Annotated in this window: 15 protein-coding genes; 9 read left to right on the forward strand and 6 right to left on the reverse strand. The window is 67.5% G+C overall.

Annotated features, from left to right (window positions below; genetic code table 11):
• Positions 1-23: 23 nt before the first annotated feature.
• A complete protein-coding gene (locus GK109_RS13585) occupies positions 24-1,385 on the reverse strand; it encodes an alpha-hydroxy acid oxidase (RefSeq protein ID WP_157241170.1) in 1,362 nt (453 codons plus the stop codon).
• Between the two features lie 98 nt (positions 1,386-1,483).
• Between GK109_RS13585 and GK109_RS13590 the strand changes: the two genes are divergently transcribed.
• The gene (locus tag GK109_RS13590) at positions 1,484-2,191 is read left to right on the forward strand and encodes a FadR/GntR family transcriptional regulator (protein WP_157241172.1); all 708 of its coding nucleotides are present in this window, start codon (positions 1,484-1,486) and stop codon (positions 2,189-2,191) included.
• 7 nt (positions 2,192-2,198) lie between these two features.
• Here GK109_RS13590 and GK109_RS13595 read toward each other — a convergent pair whose 3' ends face one another.
• The gene (locus tag GK109_RS13595; protein ID WP_157241174.1) at positions 2,199-3,233 is read right to left on the reverse strand and encodes a LacI family DNA-binding transcriptional regulator; all 1,035 of its coding nucleotides are present in this window, start codon (positions 3,231-3,233) and stop codon (positions 2,199-2,201) included.
• Positions 3,234-3,608: 375 nt separating this feature from the next.
• On the opposite strand from GK109_RS13595, the gene GK109_RS13600 reads away from it, so the two are divergent.
• The 5 genes from GK109_RS13600 to GK109_RS13620 are packed head-to-tail and all read left to right on the forward strand — an operon-like array spanning position 3,609 to position 9,557.
• Positions 3,609-5,081, forward strand: coding sequence for a Gfo/Idh/MocA family protein (locus GK109_RS13600; protein ID WP_157241176.1), 1,473 nt, complete (start codon positions 3,609-3,611; stop codon positions 5,079-5,081).
• Positions 5,082-5,108: 27 nt separating this feature from the next.
• Complete coding sequence (locus tag GK109_RS13605) at positions 5,109-6,074, forward strand: NAD(P)-dependent oxidoreductase (protein WP_157241178.1); 966 nt, start codon at positions 5,109-5,111, stop codon at positions 6,072-6,074.
• Entirely contained in the window at positions 6,071-6,976 is a 906-nt protein-coding gene (locus tag GK109_RS13610) for a 5-dehydro-4-deoxyglucarate dehydratase (protein ID WP_157241180.1), read from the forward strand. The genes GK109_RS13605 and GK109_RS13610 overlap by 4 nt, the downstream gene beginning before the upstream one ends.
• On the forward strand, positions 6,976-8,085 hold the full coding sequence (locus GK109_RS13615; RefSeq protein WP_157241182.1) for a mandelate racemase/muconate lactonizing enzyme family protein: 1,110 nt from the start codon (positions 6,976-6,978) through the stop codon (positions 8,083-8,085). The genes GK109_RS13610 and GK109_RS13615 overlap by 1 nt, the downstream gene beginning before the upstream one ends.
• A gap of 20 nt (positions 8,086-8,105) precedes the next feature.
• Positions 8,106-9,557, forward strand: a complete 1,452-nt coding sequence (locus tag GK109_RS13620; RefSeq protein ID WP_370460584.1) for an aldehyde dehydrogenase (NADP(+)) — start codon at positions 8,106-8,108, stop codon at positions 9,555-9,557.
• A 151-nt stretch (positions 9,558-9,708) separates the two neighbouring features.
• On the opposite strand, the gene GK109_RS13625 is transcribed toward GK109_RS13620, so the two are convergent.
• Genes GK109_RS13625 through GK109_RS13635 form a run of 3 tightly spaced genes read right to left on the reverse strand, consistent with a single transcriptional unit; the run spans position 9,709 to position 14,149 of the window.
• Entirely contained in the window at positions 9,709-10,878 is a 1,170-nt protein-coding gene (locus GK109_RS13625; protein ID WP_157241184.1) for a Xaa-Pro peptidase family protein, read from the reverse strand.
• Positions 10,875-12,977, reverse strand: a complete 2,103-nt coding sequence (locus GK109_RS13630) for a DUF6807 family protein (RefSeq protein WP_157241186.1) — start codon at positions 12,975-12,977, stop codon at positions 10,875-10,877. The genes GK109_RS13625 and GK109_RS13630 overlap by 4 nt, the downstream gene beginning before the upstream one ends.
• Entirely contained in the window at positions 12,974-14,149 is a 1,176-nt protein-coding gene (locus GK109_RS13635) for an acetylxylan esterase (RefSeq protein WP_157241188.1), read from the reverse strand. The genes GK109_RS13630 and GK109_RS13635 overlap by 4 nt, the downstream gene beginning before the upstream one ends.
• A gap of 523 nt (positions 14,150-14,672) precedes the next feature.
• Between GK109_RS13635 and GK109_RS13640 the strand changes: the two genes are divergently transcribed.
• The 3 genes from GK109_RS13640 to GK109_RS13650 all read left to right on the forward strand — a co-directional run bounded on the left by GK109_RS13640 (position 14,673) and on the right by GK109_RS13650 (position 18,155).
• The gene (locus tag GK109_RS13640; RefSeq protein ID WP_321214363.1) at positions 14,673-15,617 is read left to right on the forward strand and encodes a sugar ABC transporter permease; all 945 of its coding nucleotides are present in this window, start codon (positions 14,673-14,675) and stop codon (positions 15,615-15,617) included.
• Positions 15,607-16,548: a carbohydrate ABC transporter permease gene (locus GK109_RS13645; RefSeq protein WP_157241190.1), complete on the forward strand. Its 942-nt coding sequence runs from the start codon at positions 15,607-15,609 to the stop codon at positions 16,546-16,548. The genes GK109_RS13640 and GK109_RS13645 overlap by 11 nt, the downstream gene beginning before the upstream one ends.
• Positions 16,549-16,787: 239 nt before the next feature.
• Positions 16,788-18,155 (forward strand): ABC transporter substrate-binding protein, encoded by a 1,368-nt coding sequence (locus tag GK109_RS13650; RefSeq protein ID WP_157241192.1) that lies wholly within the window; start codon positions 16,788-16,790, stop codon positions 18,153-18,155.
• A gap of 124 nt (positions 18,156-18,279) precedes the next feature.
• Here GK109_RS13650 and GK109_RS13655 read toward each other — a convergent pair whose 3' ends face one another.
• Positions 18,280-19,836: an HNH endonuclease signature motif containing protein gene (locus GK109_RS13655; protein WP_157241194.1), complete on the reverse strand. Its 1,557-nt coding sequence runs from the start codon at positions 19,834-19,836 to the stop codon at positions 18,280-18,282.
• Between the last annotated feature and the right edge of the window lie 115 nt (positions 19,837-19,951).

Raw genomic sequence — 19,951 nt, forward strand, 5'->3', positions numbered from 1 at the left:
ACTGCGAGCCGGTTGGGCGGGGCTTAGTTGTTGAGCAGGCGCACGTGGTCCGGGGTCAGCTCGGAGATCTTGCTGGCGCCCAGCAGCGCCATGGTGCGGGCCATGTCCTTCTCGAGGATCTGCAGGGTGCGGTCAACGCCCGCCCGGCCGCCGGCCATCAGGCCGTACAGGTAAGCGCGGCCGATCAGCGTGAAGTCGGCGCCCAGGGCGAGGGCTGCCACGATGTCCGCGCCGCTCATGATGCCGGTGTCCAGCATGATCGCCGCATCCGTGTTGTCCTTGGTGAAGGCTTCCTTGACCTCGGGGAGCAAATGGAACGGGATGGGGGCCCGGTCCAGCTGGCGGCCGCCGTGGTTGGACAGGATGACGCCGTCCGCTCCATGGCCAACAACCCGGCGGGCATCCTCCACGGTCTGGATGCCCTTGACCACCAGGTTGCCCTTCCAGGTTTCGCGCAGCCAGTCCAGGTCCTCGAACGTCAGGGTGGGGTCGAACATGGAGTTGATCAGGTCCGCCACGGTGCCGGTGTAGCGGGACAGGGAAGCGAAGGTCAGCGGCTCATGCGTGAGGAAGTTGAACCACCAGGCGGGCCGGTAGGACGCATCAAGGACAGTCTTGATGGTCAGCGCCGGCGGGATGGTCATGCCGTTGCGGACATCGCGGAGGCGGGCGCCGGCGACGGCGGTGTCCACGGTGACCATCAGCGTGTCGTTACCCGCCTTGGCGGCGCGCTCGATCAGTTCCAGCGAGCGGTCGCGGTCCGTCCACAGGTACAGCTGGAACCAGTTGCGGCCGTTCGGTGCGGCGGCGGCAACATCCTCGATGGACGCGGTGCCCATGGTGGACAGCGTGTAGGGGATGCCGGCGGCCTCGGCTGCCTGCGAACCGGCGTACTCGCCCTCGGACTGCATCATCCGCGTGAAGCCGGTGGGCGCGATCCCCACCGGAAGGCGGGACGGCTTGCCCAGGATGTCGGTACTGAGGTCGATCGCGGAGACGTTCCGCAGGATGCCGGGCCGGAATTCGATGTCCAGGAAGGCCTGGCGTGCACGCCGAAGGGTGATTTCCGCTTCGGCGGCGCCGTCCGTGTAGTCAAAAGGCGCCTGCGGGGTGCGGCGCTTGGCGATGTCCCGCAGCTCCCAGACCGTGCTGGCCCGCTTGAGCCGGGCTTCCTTGCTGAACTCCGGCTTCTTGAACTGCATCAGCGGAGCCAGGTCCGAGTACTTCGGGATGCGGCGCTTCAGCGCCGCCGGCACGGCAGCGGCGGCCGGGGGAGCGGCCGGTGCCTGGGTAGTGGACGGGGCGGGCGGCGTTGTGGCCGGAATATCCGTCGCGTCCGGTGCGGGAGTTGCTTCCGGATTGTTGGGCTGGATGGTGTGGGTCATGGCGTCCTCCGTTGGCCGGCAGGTCCGCATCCGGGACCTCCTGTGGTCTAACCACACTGTAGGCCATGTGGTCCAACCACATCAAGTACCATTGCCCTATGCGGACGCACCAGCTTGTTTTGTCGTGGATCGAAAATGAGCTTTCGGAGGGCAGGCTGACCGTGGGCGGCCGCCTTCCGGCCGAGCGCACGCTTGCGGAACAGCTGAAGGTCTCGCGAACGTCCGTGCGCGAGGCCATCAGGATCCTTGAGGCGATGGGCGTGGTCCGGGCCGGGGTCGGCTCGGGTCCGGAGGCCGGCACGGTGGTCATTTCGGATCCCACGGCGGCCCTCGGCTCTGCCCTGCGGCTGCACGTTGCAACCCAGCACCTTCCGGTGGCGGACATCGTGGAAACCCGGGTGCTCCTCGAGTCCTGGGCCGCGTCGAAAGCCAGGCCGGACGCGCCGGAGCTGGAGACAGCCGCCGCCTTGCTGGACCAGATGGCCGCGGAAGGGCTTGCCGTCGACGAGTTCCTGGCGCTGGACGTCCGGTTCCACCTTGCCCTGGCCGACGCCGCCGGCAATGCCGTCGTGAGCGCCATGATGGGATCGTTGCGCGAATCCATCCAGAGCTATGCCGCGCAGATCACCTCCAGCCTCCCCGACTGGGAGGACACGGCATCGCGGCTGAAGTCGGAGCACGGCGGCATCCTCGCCGCCATCAGGAATGACGACGGCGAACGGGCGGCAAGGCTCGTTGCCGCCCACATCCAGGGCTACTACAAGGAAGCAGGACTGGATCCGGCGGAGGCCAGGCCAGCCCCGTGAGCGGATGTCAGCCGTGCACCGCGGTGCGGGCGGCCTTGGCCGGGCCCGTGCTGGCCCGCACTTCGAGCCTCGGCTGGTAGCGGCTGCCGGGAGTCTGGCTCGCTTCATTCCGGATGAGGGCCCGCAGCTGGTGCCATGCCTCCGCCCCCAGCTCGGTGATGGGCACCGCTGCCGTGGTGAGCGTCGGCGTCGTGTATTTGGCGAAGGGGATGTCATCAAACCCGGTGACGGAGATGTCGCCGGGAACGTCAAGGCCGCGCTCGTGCAGCCCGCTCATCAGGCCCATGGCCACGAGGTCGTTGAAGGCCAGGATCCCGGTGGCACCGCTCTCCAGCACCGCGTCTACTGACCCATGGCCGGTGTCGAAATCGGAGCCGCCTTCAAGCATGGTGACCTCAACATGCGGATGGGCGGCCTTGAACGCCTCCAGGCCCTGGAGCCGGAGGTTGTTGGACGCGCTGCGGGGAGGCCCTGCCAGGAAGGCGAGGCGGGTATGCCCGAGCTCTACCAAATGTTCGGCGATGTCCTGCACGCCCTGGCCGTAGTCCACCACCAGGCTGGGAACATCGGCGGCTGCCGTGGTGCGGTTGATCAGCACCAGCGGGCGCAGTGACGGGGCCAGCTCTTCCAGCTCGGCGTCGCTCATGCGCGGAGCGCACAGGACCAGGCCATCGCAGCGCCGCCGCGCCTCACCCGCAAGGATGGACTCCTCGCTGGAGACTTCAAAGGAGTCGGCGATGAGGACGCGGTAGCCGTCCTGGGCGGCCGCCCGGCTGAGGCCGCGGAGGATGGCCTGGAAAGTGGGGTTGGCCAGGTCCGGCACCACGATGCCGATGGTGTCGGTCTTGCCGAGGGCCAGGCTTCGTCCCACCGGGTTGGGCTGGTACTTCAGGTCAGCCGCAGCTGCCTTCACGCGGGCGGCGATCTCAGGGTCAACAGTGAAGTTGCCGTTCATGACGCGCGAAACCGTGGCGTGCGAGACGCCCGCCTTGAGGGCAACATCCGCGATGCCGATCCGGCCGGAAGCCGATTTCCTGACCATAAGTGGCCCCTTCCTCAGCGCCGGAGCCGGCAGGCCCGGGCGCAGTCCGCTGGCGGGGGTACCCGGCCAACTCCTTGTCGACGTACTAGTCAGAGCATGTCGTACGTGAAAGCATATAACGGGACGGGAAAGCGATTTCTCTTCTTTTCCCGAATTTTCCCGCACGGTTTTCCCGGCTTTTCCCGTGCGGCCGCCGCGCCGGGGTAGAAAACGCTTTCTCACAACGCTGCCAATGGTTGACGGATGGGCGGTCCGGTTGATAGAACTCATATAACGAATCCGGAAAGCGTTTTCTCACGCCTCGTCAGCATAGAACCGGATCAACCCCGAACAACGGCCCGGCGGGCCGGATTTAAGCCTTCGAAAGGGACCCTCATGGTCAACACAGCCGAGTCGACTTCTGCTTCAGAGGCCCGGTCCGAGTCCGCGGACGGCCTTCACGCCGTTCCCGGCGCCCAAGCTGCTGCCGCCCGCCGGGGCGGAAAGACCCGCATCGCCCTGATCGGGACCGGCGGGCGCTCCGAGATGTACATCCGCGCGATCTTCGGCAAGCACGCAGATACCGCCGAACTGGTGGCGTTCTCGGATGTAAACCCCGGCCGGGTGGAGTTCTACCAGCAGCTCATCCAGGAACTCGGCGCCCCGGGACCCGTTGCGTCCTTTGATCCGGCGGACCTCACAGCCTTCATCCAGGCCAACAACATCGACCGGGTCATCGTGACCACGCCGGACTACACCCACGCCGATTACATCGTGGAGGGCCTGCGCGCCGGGGCGGACGTCGTCGTCGAAAAACCCCTCACCATCGACGCCGAGGGCTGCCGCCGCATCACCCAGGCCGTGCACGAGACCGGCCGCAACGTTGTGGTCACCTTCAACTACCGCTATTCGCCGCGCAACACCGCACTGAAGGGGATCATCCAGAGCGGCGTGATCGGCAAGGTCACGTCCGTCGACTTCAGCTGGGTGCTGGACACCGTCCACGGCGCGGACTACTTCCGCCGCTGGCACCGCGAAAAGAAGAACTCCGGCGGCCTGCTCATCCACAAGGCGTCCCACCACTTCGACCTGGTGAACTGGTGGATCGACGACGTCCCCGAGCGCGTGTTCGCCTCCGGCGGGCTGAAGTTCTACGGTGACACGAACGCCGCCGAGCGCGGCCTGGGCCCCCGTCCGGAGCGCGGCACGCCCGACGCCGATGCTTCCGCCGCCGGAACAAGCACCAGCGCGAAGGACCCCTTCGCGCTGGACCTGCGGGAGGACGAGCGGCTCAAGGCGCTGTTCCTGGACAACGAGCACTACGACGGCTACCGCCGCGACCAGGACGTCTTCACCGGCGGCATCACCATCGAGGACAACCTCGCACTCGTGGTGGAGTACCAGGGCGGGCCCCGCCTGAGCTACTCGCTGAACGCCCACAGCCCCTGGGAGGGCTATCGCGTCGCAGTCAACGGCACCGAGGGCCGCGCCGAGCTGGAAGTCGTGGAACGCGCCGCCGTGCTGCACAGCACGGACAAGAAGACTGTGGTGGACCCCAGCGCCACCCCGGTGGAGGAAGAGGACGCCATCCGCCGCAACGGCGAACGCCTGGTGGTCCAGCGCCACTGGGAAGCCGCCTACGAGGTGCCGATCGTCAACGGCGAAGGCGGACACGGCGGCGGCGACGAGCTCCTGCTCTCGGACCTCTTCAACGGTCCGGGCGAGGACCCGCTGGGCCGCCCCTCCGGTTACCTGGACGGGCTGAGGTCGGTGTCCGTGGGCATCGCCGGCAACCGCTCCCTCGAGACCTCCCTGCCCGTACGCATCGCGGACCTGGACCTCGGCATCGACCTCCGCCGCGGCAAGTGACCGGCCCGAGAACCTGAAGGAACAACCATGAGCAGGATCTTTGTCACCGGCGGCTCCGGCCGGCTGGGACGCAGCGTGGTGGCGGGGCTGGCCGGCAAAGGCCACCAGGTCATCTCCGTGGACCGCGACGCCGTCCCGGCGGACCAGCTTCCCGCCGGGGTGGTGCAGGAAACCGCCGACCTCCTGGCGCCGGGCGAGGCGCCGCGCCTCCTCCGGGAAACCACGCCCGACGCCGTCATCCACCTCGCTGCGATCGCGGTGCCTTTCAGCGCGCCCGAGGACGTCATCTTCGCTACGAACACACGCCTCGCCTTCGCCGTGGTCAGCGCCGCGACGGAAGTGGGCGTGCCGAAGATCGTCACCGCCAGCAGCCCCACCGTGCTGGGCTACGGCGCACCTGCGGGCTGGCTGCCGCCGTCGTTCCCGCTGGATGAGCGGACCCCGCCGAAGCCGTGGAACGCGTACGCGCTCTCCAAGCTCATCGCGGAGCAGACCGTCCAGGCCTTCGCGGCAGCCCAGGGCGAAAAGATCCGCTACGCGGCGTTCCGCCCCTGCTACGTGATCTCCCCGGAGGAGTGGGAAGGCGCGCCCACCCAGCAGGGCCACACCCTTGTGGAACGGCTGGCCGACCCCGCCCTCTCCGCACCCGCCCTGTTCAACTACGTGGACGCCCGGGACGTGGCGGACTTCCTCGACCTGCTGCTGGAAAGGATGCCGTTCATCCCCAACGGGGAAACCTTCTTCGTCGGAGCCGCTGACGCCCTCGCCACCGCGCCCCTGGCCGAACTGATGCCAAAATTCCTGCCCGGAAGCGAAGTCCTCAGCGCAGGGCTCACCGGCACCAGCCCGGCCTTCTCCATCGCCAAAGCACAGGAACTCCTGGGCTGGCACCCCGCGCGCAGTTGGCGCACGGAACTCAAGTCCCGTTCCACCCTCAACGACGAGAACTCCGCGCTGGTCAGCACCGGCGGCGGAGCCAAGGAGACACCATGAAATTCGACGGCGTACTGTTCTTCCCCGTCACCCCGTTCACAGCCGTTGGTGCCGTCGACGTGGAACTGCTCAAAGAACACATCAGCTCGCGGCTTCCGTTCGGGCCGGGCGGCGTCTTCCCCGCCTGCGGCACCGGCGAATTCCACGCCCTCAGCATCGACGAGATCCGCATCGTAGTCGCTGCCGCCGTCGAGGTTGTTGCCGGAAAGGTGCCGGTAGTAGCAGGAGCCGGCGGACCCCTGGGCCATGCCCTCGCCGCCGCCCGCGCTGCCGAAGAAGCAGGCGCGGACGCGCTCCTGGTGCTGCCGCCGTACCTGGTCACCGGCCCCACGGACGGTCTGGTTGCCTATGTCGAGGCCGTGGCCAACGCCAGCAGCTTGCCGGTCATCGTGTACCACCGCGGCAACGCCAGGTTCACGGCCGCATCCATGACCAGGCTGGCCGCCAACCCCAAGGTCATCGGCTTCAAGGACGGGCTCGGCGATGTTGGCCTGGCCCAGGAAATTGTGTCCGCGGTCCGCGCCACGGGACGCCGGGACTTTGCGTTCTTCAACGGGCTGCTGACCGCCGAACTGACCCAGGGCGCCTACCGCGGACTGGGGATCCCGCTGTACTCGTCCGCCGCGTTCGCCATGGCGCCGGAAATCGCCACGGCCTACTACCATGCCTACGAAGCGGGCGACGAGGACCGCCGGAACGCCCTGCTGGAAGGCTTCTACGCGCCGCTGGTTCGGCTCCGTGACCAGACTCCGGGCTTCGGCGTTTCACTGATCAAGGCAGGCCTGCGCCTGGGCGGCCTGCCGGTGGGCCCCGTGCGCCCGCCGCTGGTCGACCCCACCGAGGAGCAGTTGGTCCAGCTGAAGGCCATCCTCGCCAGGGGCTACGAGTTGGCCGGCCGCTGATGGGCGCCCCGGCCGCCGAAGCGGTGCGCACCGCACCGCGCATCACGGGCCTCACCACCCGCCTCATCACGGTTCCGCTGCGCCGCAGCTGGGGCGTGGAAGCACCTGAAAACCACGTGATCGTCACGGAGATCCATACGGACGACGGCGGCGCGGGGCACGGTTTCTCCTGGACGCCCACCATCGGCCCCCAGGCGGTTAAGGCACTGCTGGACCATGACATTGCGCCTTTCGTCGCCGGCTTGCCGGCCAACCCCGAGGTGGTGTGGGACGCGCTGTGGAAACGGCTGCATGAGGCCGGCGGCGGGGGACTGACCACCATCGCGATGGCCGGGGTGGACCTTGCCCTCTGGGACCTGCAGGCCTCCCGCGCCGGAACCTCCGTCACCGGATACCTCGGCCAGCGGCAGGAGTCTGCCGAGGTCTACGGCTCCGGGGTGAACCTGCACTACACCCTTGACGAGCTGGTGGCGCAGGCCGAACGCTGGGTCGCGGCCGGGCACCAGGCAGTGAAGATCAAGGTGGGCAAACCCGACCTGCGCGAGGACCGCGAACGTGTTGCCGCGGTCCGCTCCGTGCTGGGGCCGGACCGGAAGCTCATGATCGACGCCAACCAGCGGTGGGACCTGCCCGCCACCTTCCGGGCCCTCGACGTCCTGTCCGAATTCGGGCTGGAGTGGCTCGAGGAACCCATCCGCGCGGACGATCTCTGGGCGTACCGGCGGCTCCGCAAGCATTCACCGGTGCCGATTGCCCTTGGCGAAAACCTGCACACCGTCTACCGGTTCCGCGATTTCATTGAGGCGGAAGCGGTGGACATCATCCAGCCCAACATCGTCCGGGTGGGAGGCATTACCCCGTTCCGGCGGATCGTTGAGCTGGCACGGACCAACAGCATCTGGGTCATGCCGCATCTGCTGCCCGAACTGTCCGGGCAGCTGGCCCTGACCCTGGCGGAGCCCACCATGGTGGAGGACGTCGAAGAGGCATCCTTCGAACAGTTGGGGATCCTGGCAGGCCCGTCGCCGGTCCGGTTCAGCAACAGCCGGGTGACCCTCACGGACCAGCCGGGGCTCGGCTTCCGGTTCACTGACAACCCGCAGACCTAATCACGACGAACAGGATCCCAGTGACTACTGCAACCCTTTCCCTTACCGAGCTCACGGCTGCGGCCACGAAGGCAGCGAAAGCTTCCGCGGCTGCCTCGGATGCCCGGCGCGCTGCCTGGCTCAACGCTGTGGCCGATGCTTTGGACGCCAACGCCGCCGAGCTCGTCGAGATCGCGGATTCCGAGACCAGCCTGGGCGCCGCCCGCCTCACCGGCGAAGTGGCCCGCACCACCGGCCAGCTGCGCCTGTTCGCCCGGGTGATCACCGAGGGCACTTACCTTGAGGCCATCATCGACCACGCGGATCCGGACTCCACCCCGCCCAAGCCGGACCTGCGGCGCATCCTGCGGCCCATCGGACCGGTTGCGGTCTTCTCCGCCTCCAACTTCCCGTTCGCCTTCTCGGTTGCCGGCGGCGACACTGCCTCGGCCCTGGCCGTGGGCTGCTCCGTGATCGTCAAGGCGCACTCGGGCCACCTCCGGCTGTCCGAGCGAACGGCGGAGATTGTGGCAGAGGCGCTGCGCGGCGCGGGCGCTCCGGACGGCCTGTTCGCCCTGGTGAGCGGCCGCGAAGTGGGAACAGCGCTGGTCCAGGACCCCGCCATCAAGGCCGTGGGCTTCACCGGGTCCATCCCCGGCGGCCGCGCCCTCTTCGACCTGGCCACGTCCCGCCCCGATCCCATCCCGTTCTACGGCGAACTGGGCAGCCTCAACCCGGTAGTGGTCACGGAGGCAGCCCTGGCGCAACGCCCGGACCAGCTCGCTGCCGGGCTTGCAGGGTCCTTCACCCTGGGCGCCGGACAGTTCTGCACCAAGCCCGGCCTGGTGTTCATCCCGGCTGGCACAGACTTTGCCGCGAAAGTGGCGGCAGCCAGCAAGGACAAGCCTGCCCTGGGCATGCTCACCAGCCGGATTGCGGAGGCCTACCCGGACGGCCTGCGCAGCTTCGCGTCCGTGGAGGGCGTGAAGGTGGTCAGCGGCACCGTGGACCAGGACGCAGTGTCCGACGGCGCCGCACCCGTGGTCTTTTCCACCTCGGCGGCAAAGGTCCTGGAGCGCCCCGGGGAGCTGCTGGAAGAGTGCTTCGGCCCCACCACCATGCTGATCGAGTACTCGGGCCAGGAGGAGCTGTCCGCGGTCCTGGCCAAGGTGCCGGGCAGCCTCACCGCCACCGTGCACGCCCAGCCGGGCGAGGACGTGTCCGGCCTTGTGGGCCAGTTGTCCGAGCTGGCCGGCCGCGTCCTCTTCGACGGCTGGCCCACCGGTGTGGCCGTCAACTGGGCCCAGCAGCACGGCGGCCCCTACCCGGCCACCACCTCGCTGTTCACCTCGGTGGGCGCGACGGCGGTGCGCCGCTTCCAGCGTCCGGTTGCCTACCAGGATGCGCCCGAAACGGTGCTGCACCCGGCCCTGCACGAAAGCAACCCGCTGGGCATCCCGCGCCGGGTCGACGGGGAACTCGTACTTCCCTGACAACGCTCTCTCACTTAATGTCGGTTTAACCGAAACGCTCTCTCACTTGATGTCGGTTTCACCGAAACGCTCTATCAGTTGGTGCCGGGACTACGGCGTCAACTGATAGAGCGTTTCGGTTTTTTCCGCAGGAACTGAGCGAGCGTTGTGGCTAGAGCTGGAGGGTGGCCGGCCGCTCCAGTCCGTTGACCGCCGTCGAGGGCCAGCGGGGGTCGACGGTGAGGACCCGCAGGCCCGTTGCGGTGAGCTGGACCGTGTCCTCGATCTTGACGCCGGGCCCGGACGGGTTCCAGGTGAAGGCCTGGTCCAGGACCACTGTGTCCGTCGCGGCGGCCGTAACCCGGGGGTCACGGCCCGCGTAGCCGGCGGGACCGCCCTGGTGGTGCTGCTCCCATTGGTCCGCGCCGAAGCCGTGCCGGGCGTAGGAGGCCTGGATCTCGGCGAAGATCCGGTCCAGCCGTGCTCCGGGGACCGTGGCGTCGAAGATGTCTGCTTCCACTGCGGCGATGCGTGCCTCGGCGTCGCGCTCTTCCGCCGTGCCGGCGTCGAACCTTACCCAGCGGGTGATGTTGGCAACCAGGCCGTCCCGACGGGCGCAGAGGACGGCCATCGCGCGGCGGCCCAGGGGCGAGTGCGTGGCCAGCGGGTGCCGGAACCCGCTGCGGCTGCTGCCGTTGCACAGCAGGACCAGGGGCTCCGCGCCGGCGGCGACAACCCGGCCGGCCAAGGCGGACACCAGCTCGAACTCCGTGGTCTCCGGCCGGGCCGTGGAGAGGACGTCCGTCATGATCACGGCAACCTCGGCGCTGAGCCGGGCATAGCGGGTGCTCTCGGCCGGGAGCAGCTGCTGGCGTGCGGCGCGCAGCTCCGACGCCACGTCGGCTTCGGCCAGCGGCGCTGTGCCACGCCCGGCTGTGCCGCCTTGGGCGGCAGTTCCACCCGGGCCAGTTCCAGCCGAGGCAGTACGTCCGACGACGGCAGCGGCCTCGTGCAGGTTGCCGTACCAGGGTACGGAGTGCAGGGCGACGCCGGCCGGCAGCTCCTCGGCGGCGATCCGGCCGGCCTCATTGTTGAAGGTGACGAGGTGGTCGCCCTCGCGGTCCACGAGAAGGGCGGCGATCGGATCGCCGGCCAGGCTGATGTGCACCCGGCTGCCATCCAGGTACCACGTCAGCGCGGTGTTGGTGGTCAGGAGCAGGGATTCCCGCCCTTTGGCGTCAAGGATGTCCAGCACGCGCCGGCGTTTGATGGCGCGGTCCGCCGCGGAGGCCGGGGCCGTCCTGCCCGAATGCAGCGTTTTGTCGGCTGTGGTCTGGCTCATGAACGGTTCCCCTGCTGGTTGATGAGTGCTTCGATGTCGGTGGTGCCCAGGATCCCGTCGGCTACGAAAACGGTGATGCTGCGCTGGACCGGACGGCCCGGTTCGGCGATGACCGGGGTGTCCCAGGCGAGGGATTGGCCGACGCCCGGGTAGCCGTCCACGCGGACGAACCAGGGGTCGGTGGAGCCCTCAGCGGCGACGAAGACGAGCGTGGCGCTGCCGGCGGGTGCCCCGGCGCCTGATGCCCCGCCGACTGGCGCGCCGCCGTCGAACTTTGCAGCCCAGGCGAGCCAGGGCGTCACCGAACCGTGCACCCCGGACTCGCCGGAACCGGCGGACGTCCATACGGTGGCGGCCTCGCACGCGGGCAGCCGCCAGAAGAACCCGCCGTAGCCGCCTTCAAGGCGGCCGTTGGAGCCGGGGCTCCCGAGGCTGACGGGCTGGCCGCCCGCGGGGGAGAGGGCGAAGTCCAGGGACATTCGCCAGATGGACGGGCTGACGCCGGCCCAGGTCCAGGTGCGCTCCTCGACGAGCACCGGCGCGCCGTCGGGACCGTTCCAGCCCAGGAGTTCCTGTAGCTTCCCGTCCCGTCCGCCCGTCCGGGCAGCTGTTTCTTCGACGAGGGTGTCCCGGACCGTGATGCTGCCGTGGTCCGGGCGCCAGACGTACTGGCCGGCTTCACGGGTATAGGTACGGCCGCCCCAGAAGTTGATGCCGTCCACGTCCTGCAGCGCCACCCCGACGCCGAGATGCCACACGTGGTCAAGCGGCTGGTGGTCCGTCACCACCGTGCCCGCCAGGGTCCGGACGGGATGCAGGTAGGGGCGGGGCGAGGACACTGCCCGGATCCGGCTGCCGTCCTGGTACCCGGCAACGGGCTTGCGGTCCACAGTGAGCGTGCGGGCCGGCGGCAGGTCCCGGGCCCAGCGAACACCCAGCTCGGCGAAGGTGGCCTGGGCCTTGAGGGCCCTTTCGATGACGGCTGCGATGCCGTCAACCACGGGGTGGGCGTCGTCGCCTTCGCCCTCCCAGATGACATGTTCCGGCGGGATGGGCTGCGGCGCCGGGGCCGTCCGGATGGCTTCCAGCACTGTAGTGAAGGCGCCGGTGTCCGCCAGCGAACACAGCAGCGGCGTGCCCGTGGAGCGCGCGGCCAACAGGTTCTCCAGCAGGTCCGTACGGCCGAACGTCTCCCGGCGCTCGCCGTCCGCGGTGCTGAAGACCACCTGGTCCTCGGTGTAGAAGAAGGTGATTTCGCCCTGGGTGCCGTGCACCGTCACGGACGGGTTCTGCTGCTCCGGCGCGCACAGCGTCAGCCCGCAGGTGACGGTGGTTCCGCCGGCGGTGCGCACGCGGAGGACGGAGGTGTCGTCGCTCTCGGTATCGTGTGCCCGGTACAGGTCCGTCTCCACCGATTCCACGTCCGCCAGGGTGTGCGCCCCGGCCAGGTGGAGCGCCGTGGCCACGGCGTGGGCCAGGGCGTTGGTTGCCACCCCGTCCACCACGTCGGTGCCGTCCAGGTTGCGCTTTCCGGCCCAGCGGGAGCGCTTGAAGTACGCCTTGCTGCGCACCCATTCGCCCCTTGCGCTCACGCCGAGGATGTCTCCGATGCCGCCTGATGCGACGTGCGCCCGGATGGCGGGAAGCGCGTGGGACCCGAAGCTTTGGAAGCCCACCTGGACCAGGCGTCCCGCGGTTTCGGCTGCGGCCAGCATTTCCCGGAACTGGGCCAGCGAGGCCACCGGCGGCTTTTCCACATAGACGTCCTTGCCCGCTGACAGGGCTGCGAGGGCCAGGGGAGCATGGGTCTGGATGGGGGTGGCGAGAATGACGACGTCGACGCCGGGGTCTGCTGCCAGCAGTTGGGCCAGGTTGTCGAACACAGTTACGGATTTCGCGAGCCGTCCAGGGGCCGGCGGGTTGGGGTCCGCGACGGCGACGAGTTCCACGGTGCCGGCCTGTTCGAGCCTGGCGAGGTTGGCGAGGTGTTGTTCGCCGAAGCCGTGGACGCCCACCAGGGCGATGCGCTGGACGCCCCCGGGGGCGGCACCTCCCGTGGCGTGGCGGCCGCGCTGCGCTGTGGCGGATTGATCAATCATGAGGTGGGTCCTTGGTAGCTGAAGGGAGGAAGGGTTTTAGGGTCTTTGGCGCCGAGCGAGGCGGACAGGAAATCGATCGCTTCCTGTTGCATGCCTGCGGTGAAGACGTGGCCGCCGGGCCAGAAGCTCCCGGTGTAGCTGTCGGGGCTGTGCAGGGACTCCAGTATGCGGTGGGCGCCGCGCATGCCGTCTTCAGGGAAGAGCTGGTCCGCCAGTGCGTACTGCACCAGCAGGCGGCGGGCCGCGGCCCGGGCGGAGAGTTCCGGCCAGTCACCCAGCTTCCACAGCCCCGGCGTCTGCAGCAGCCATGAATGGGCGTCGAGGTAGGCGGGCAGAAGCGACTGGAAAGTGGTCATCATGCACGTCACCACGTAGCTCTTGATGCGGGGGCTCAGCGCGGCGAGGGCCAGGGACCGGCCCCCGCCGCCGGAGAAGCCGATGCAGCCGAGCCTTTGCTGGTCCACGTCCGGCAGCGAGGCGAGGATCTCCAGGGCTGCGAGGTCGTCGTGGGCCACCATTCCGGCGAGGCTGGTGCCCAGCAGGCCGGCGGTCTTGGCCACGGTTTCCTCGTGGAATCCGGCGGCGGCGTTGTACACGTCGGCCTCGGAAGGTACGACGCCGTCCTGCCGCCACTGCGCCTGCCTCGCCTCCAGTGCGTCGGCCGTCCGCCAAGCCGGAACCGATAGGTCAAAACGGCGGTTGCCCCAGCCGAACGTGTCGTGGGCCAGGACGGCGGAACCGGCACGGGCCAGGTCCGTGGCCAGGGCGCGGCCGCCGTAATGGCCGGCCCGGGCGTTTTTCGCGGAGGGATGGGACTTGCGGAGTTCAACCAGCCGGTCCGCGCCGCCGAACTTGTTGCCGCCGTGGCAGTGCAGTGCCAGGATGCCGGGCAGCGGCCCGGAAGCGCCGGCCGGGCGGATCAGCCAGCCCGTACTCCGGGGACCGAAGCCCAACTGCCAGCTGAGCTGGGAGGTGGTGACGCCGTCGTACGTCTCCTCCCACTGGACGGTCACGTCAGGAGACGCCGGCGCCCCGGGCACGCCGAGGGCGTCCGCAAGTTCCTGGGCTGCAATGGTGGCAGCCTGGTAGCGGGGGTGCTGCTGGACATAGGCGGGCCAGTCTTCGTAGCCGGCGATGGCGCTGGGCCTGACGCGCTGGCTGCTACCTGTCATTGGCTGGCCTCCTGTTCGGATGTGGTTTTGATGGCGTGGATCAAACGGGGACCAACCGGGGGTCAGGCCGGCTTGGAGCTGGCTTCTTGAAGCCCCTTTCGCGCCGTCCTGCGGCGAGATCTTCCCGAACAGCACATCCGCGCCAAGACAGATTCCGTGAGACGGAACCGCACTGTTGCGTCCCCTGGGCCCTTCGATTCTATTCGTAGTGACAGACAACGCGGAAAGCGTTTTCTCAAAAACTAGCAAAGGGCTATACACGAGTCAAGAAACCGTTTACTTTGGTACGGAGCCGCTTTTTCAAACCCCCACCTCCCGGCGGCGCGGGGCCTCCCACTGCCAATAATTTGGCGAGGATGCCGCCCCGCAGCGGGATCACACCTCCGCCCAGGGCGGAAACCACCAACGTGGAGGCCACGATGACCAAAGGAGACCACATGGCCGCTAAGCACATACCGGAGGTACCGCGCCCGGCAGGAATGCCGGCAGCAGCGGTGCCATCAAGACGAATGGGGCGCCACCAGTGAGCGCCATCAGCGAACTCAGCTCCATTACCCGGCGAAAGGGCAAACTCACCGCCGCGGAAAAGAAGGCCAACGGCAGGGATAACAAGGCCGCTTATATCTTCCTGCTGCCATGGCTGGTGGGCCTGGTGGCGATCACCATCGGCCCCATGCTGATGTCCCTGTACCTGTCCTTCACCGACTACAACCTCCTCCAGCCTCCGGAATGGGTGGGCCTGGACAACTTCACCCGCATGCTCACGGACGCCCGGCTGCACAACTCGCTTGGCGTGACCTTCACGTACGTGTTCATCGGGGTCCCGCTCCAGCTTGCGGTGGCGCTGCTGATTGCCCTCGTCCTGGACAAAGGCCTGCGAGGCCTGCCGTTCTACCGCTCGGTGTTCTACCTGCCGTCCCTGCTGGGCGGCTCGGTTGCCGTCGCTATCCTCTGGAAGCAGATTTTCGGCACCACCGGCCTGGTGAACCAGGTCCTCGCCATGTTCGGCATCCAGGGGCCCGGCTGGATTTCTGACCCGAGTACGGCGCTGGGCTCGATTATCCTGCTGCACGTCTGGACCTTTGGCGCCCCCATGATCATCTTCCTGGCCGGCCTGCGCCAGATCCCGAACATGTACTACGAGGCAGCCAGGGTTGACGGTGCCACCACCCTCCAGCAGTTCTGGCGGATTACCCTCCCCATGCTGAGCCCGATCATCTTCTTCAACCTCGTGCTGCAGATCATCGGGTCCTTCCAGTCGTTCACCCAGGCGTTCATCGTCTCGGGCGGCAACGGCGGCCCTTCGGACTCCACGATGTTCTTCACCCTGTACCTCTACCAAAAGGGCTTCGGCCAGTTCGACATGGGCTACGCCTCCGCCATGGCGTGGATCCTGCTGGTGATCATCGGTGTGTTCACCGCCATCAACTTCATCGCTTCTAAGTATTGGGTTTTCTATGACGACTAAGCTGGAGACGCTGCCCGCCTCGGACAAGAAGTCCGGAGGTGCCGGCAAGCCTACGAACCATCGCAAGCCCCGCGAGTCCCGCGGAACACTGGCCTTCAGCAAGGCCCAGCGCGGCAAGGCCCTGATGAAGCACGCCGTCCTGATCCTTGCCGGCGGGTTGATGATCTACCCCCTGCTGTGGATGGTGGTTTCATCACTTCGTCCCAACGAGCTGATCTTCCGCGAACCCGGACTCTGGCTCAACAGCCTGGAAATGAGCAACTACACCTCAGGCTGGTCGGCCCTGACGCATCCCTTCGGCCACTACATGATCAACTCCGCGATTGTGGTGATTGGCTCGATCCTCGGCAACCTGGTCTCCTGCTCCATGGCCGCGTACGCCTTCGCCCGTCTTCAGTTCACCGCGAAGAAGCTGCTGTTCGGCATCATGCTGCTGACCATCATGCTGCCGTTCCATGTGGTGATCGTTCCCCAGTACATCCTTTTCTCGCAGATCGGCTGGGTGAATACGTTCTGGCCGCTGATCGTGCCCAAGCTGCTGGCCACCGAAGCGTTCTTTGTCTTCCTTATGGTCCAGTTCATCCGCGGCATTCCCCGGGAGCTGGATGAGGCCGCAAGGATCGACGGCGCAGGCCACCCCCGCATCTTCCTGCGGGTCATCCTGCCGCTGATGGTCCCGGCCCTGGCCACCACCACAATCTTCACGTTCATCTGGACGTGGAACGACTTTTTCGGCGCCCTGATCTACCTGACGGACCCCGACATGTTCACGGTTCCTGTCGCACTGCGCGCCTTCGTGGATTCGCAGTCGGCTACGAGCTGGGGATCGCTGTTCGCGATGTCCATCGTGTCGCTCCTGCCGGTCTTCCTCGTGTTCCTCTTCGGCCAGCGGTTCCTCATCAAGGGCATTGCCACCACAGGCATCAAATAGCAGTCCCGGCTTTTACACGCCTCCCTCGCCGGCCGCGGTACTAACTGCGCTGCAGGAAGCGGCCCGTCCGCCGACGGGCCGCTTCCGAGGTCCATAACATTCTGAAACATCTTGTAATACAAGTTTGCTACTTGTATTCTTAGACTAAGAAAACGGTTTCCCGTTTCGGTGCCACCTCGTTTGAGATTCATCCCCTAACTCCAGCCCCAGCACCAAGATCAAAGAAGATCGGAGCACCAATGCCGCTTTTTTCCCGCTCTGCCCCTGCTGCAGCCAAGCAGCCGGCAGCAACATCCTCCACGGGCGGACGACGCCCCCGACGTAAGACTGGTGTAGCAGCAGCTGCTGCCGCCGTCGTCATGGCTCTGAGCCTCAGTGCCTGTGGCGGGGGATCCGGTCAACAAAACGCTGACGGCCCCGTCGAACTCCGTTTCTCCTGGTGGGGCGGCGACAAGCGGGCCCAGCTGACCCAGGAAGCCATCAAGAAGTTTGAGGCCGAAAACCCCAACATCAAGATCAAGCCGGAATTCGGTGACTGGAGCGGTTATTGGGACAAGCTTGCCACCCAGGTGGCGGCGAACGATGCCCCGGACATTATCCAGATGGACGAAAAGTACATCACCGAGTACTCCAGCCGCGGAGCCCTTCTTGACCTGTCCAAGTACGACATCGACACCTCCAAGCTCGACGAAGCGGCACTGAACGCGGGCAAGGGCGAAGACGGCCTGACTGGCATCGCGGCCGGCATCAACGCCGCCACCATCCTGGCGAACCCGAAGGTTTTTGAGGCTGCCGGTGTTCCGCTGCCTGACGACTCCAAGTGGACCTGGGAGGACTTTGGGCGGATCGCCTCCGAGGTCACTGCCAAGTCCCCGAAGGGCACCTACGGCGCTGCCGCCTACGGGACCGACGAGGCGTCACTCGGAGTCTGGCTACGCCAGAACGGCAAGTCCCTCTACACCTCCGATGGCAAGCTGGGCTTCGAGCCGGGCGACATCGCCGAATGGTGGGCGTTCCTGAAGCAGCTCAGCGAGAACAAGGCCGTTCCGACCGCATCCGAGGTTGTGGAAGCTGAGGCCGCCCCGCTTGACCAGTCCGGACTCGCCACCGGCAAGAACGGCCTGGCATTCTGGTGGTCCAACCAGGCTCCTGCCTTGGAGAAGGCATCCGGCAGCGACTTGAAGATCCTGCGGTTCCCCAGCAAGACCGGGTCATCCGCCGATGCGAAGCTTTGGTACAAGGCTTCCCAGTTCTGGTCCGCGTCCTCACGCACCAAGCACCCTGAGGAGACCGCCAAGTTCATCAACTTCCTGGCCAACGACGTCAAGGCCGGCGAGACCCTGCTGGCTGACCGCGGCGTCTACCCGAACTCCGAGGTCCGTGCGGCCATCGAGTCCAAGCTGACCCCGTCAGACGTGAAGGTGGTCAAGTTCATCGACCAGATCAAGGACGAACTGGGCGAAGCCCCCGCGCCGCCGCCGAAGGGTGCCGGGGCCATCCAGGAAATCATCAAGCGCTACACTTCCGAGGTTCTCTTTGAGAGGCTGTCCACGGAGGAAGCCGGCAAGAAGGCCCACGCCGAAATGAAATCCGCAATCAGCAGCTAGTCTTCACGCCGCCAACACGGCTTGGGACAACGTGGGTGGGCGCCTCCTCCGCCCACCACGTCCGACGGCGGGCGGCAGCTTCGCCCCGGCTGGAACCATCAGGTTCCAGCCGGGGCGGAGCTGCCTAATCTTGTGGCGGCCAGGGAAGGGCGCTTTCCCTGGACCGTGGCCGTCCGACACCTGCTCCTTGCGCATGGACGCGTTCTCCCCGCCTATAGACGCGCGGCGGCATTACCCTTCCCGGGAGTTGGACGGCATCGTGGGGTGGCGACTGTGCGACTGCCGGGGCCCGGGCGGGGCGGGCCGGATGTGCACGAGTGGGGGGCTCCGCTCCCTGGTCCACATGGTGTGGCCCCCTACCGTCTTCCTGAGGTACCGGGAATGTTCCGGGGAGGGGTGGTGCGGTGGAATAGTAGGTGTGGCCGGTTGGGGTGGTGGTTGCCACTGTATGCCGCGGGCCGGGCACGCGTTCTGCCGCCCAGCCGCCGGTTTCCTTGGTGTGGTTACAGGCTTCGCAGAGGCCTTGGCCGTTGCCGGCGCTGGTGGCGCCGCCGCTATGCCAGGAAGCGATGTGATCGTGATGCCTGATGGGGGCGTCGCAGTACGGGGTGCGGCAGGTTTCGTCCCGGACTTGAAGGAAGCGCTTCAGCCCCGCCGGGAAAAGCCGGGCTTTGGCATCCATGGCCAGCAGGTCCCCGCTGCCGGGGGCGGTGTAAAGCCGCCGGACCCACACATCAAGCTCGCGGCGAACAGCAGCGGCGTGGTCGCCCGCGGCACCCTCGCCTCCTGCACCCTCGCCTCCGGCACCGTCGCCGGCGGTGCCGTCAGCGGCAGGAGAACTAGCGCTGCCGGTGCTTGGGTCTGTTGGCGGCATTCCCGCGGCTGATGTACTGGCAAGGGCGATGTTTCTGGCCCAGTCTGCGGGAATGGTGCCGTACCCGGGAAGCCGGGCGGCCTCTGAATCGGCCTGGAGCAAGGCGCGGTCGGTCATAACGAGCTGAATCTCCACCCCGCTGATGCCGGCCGGGGTGCCGCTAACCCTGTCGACGAGGGTGTCGGCCATAACCTGCCCCCGGGACCGTTCGTCTCCTGCAGAGCGGGCGGTATCGGCGTCCCTGGCCAGGGCGGCGTAGGCGGCGACGCCTTGGGCAACGGGGAGCAGCGCGGTCAGGTAGGTCATGGTGTCAGGGGCTGGGCGAAGGCTCACGGTCCGTTCGGTAACCGCTCGTGCGGCCCGCTTTGCGATGGAGCGGGGGTCCCGGCGGTACGCCGCGGCGCGGACTGCGGCGACGATGGCGCGGTCGCCGGCGCCGTCGAGCGTGCCGGTGTCGGCAGCGAGTTCCTCATCCACGCCGGCACGGTCCTCCACCGTGAGGCAGATGGTTTCCTTCACGATCAGGGTGGCGCGCCACTCGTTCAGCTGGCCGCTCCGAAAGGCGGCGAAGGTGCGGGGCATGCCCGTAAGGGCTTTGGCCAGGCCCAGCAACCGGGACCCCCTGGCCGGGGATTCCCGCCGTGCCAGTGCGATCTGCGCCGCGACACCGGCGCCCTGCTCATCCACGGGCACGCCGGCGTCAGCCTGCTCCTGCCGCTGCAATAGATCGAAGGCCACAGCAAGCCGGGCCTGCTGCGCGCCGGCCAGGCATTTCAGGTCCTCCCACTGCCGCATCTGCTCAACCATCCCCGCACTATCGCGGGCCACAGGAATACCAGCCAGAACGGCCAATGCATCAGCGAGGGTCGGCGCGGCAGGCAGGGACGCAGGCGCGCCTCCGGAAGCCGGAACAACAGGCGTT

Source organism: Pseudarthrobacter sp. GA104 (genome assembly GCF_009741265.1).
Lineage (GTDB): Bacteria > Actinomycetota > Actinomycetes > Actinomycetales > Micrococcaceae > Arthrobacter.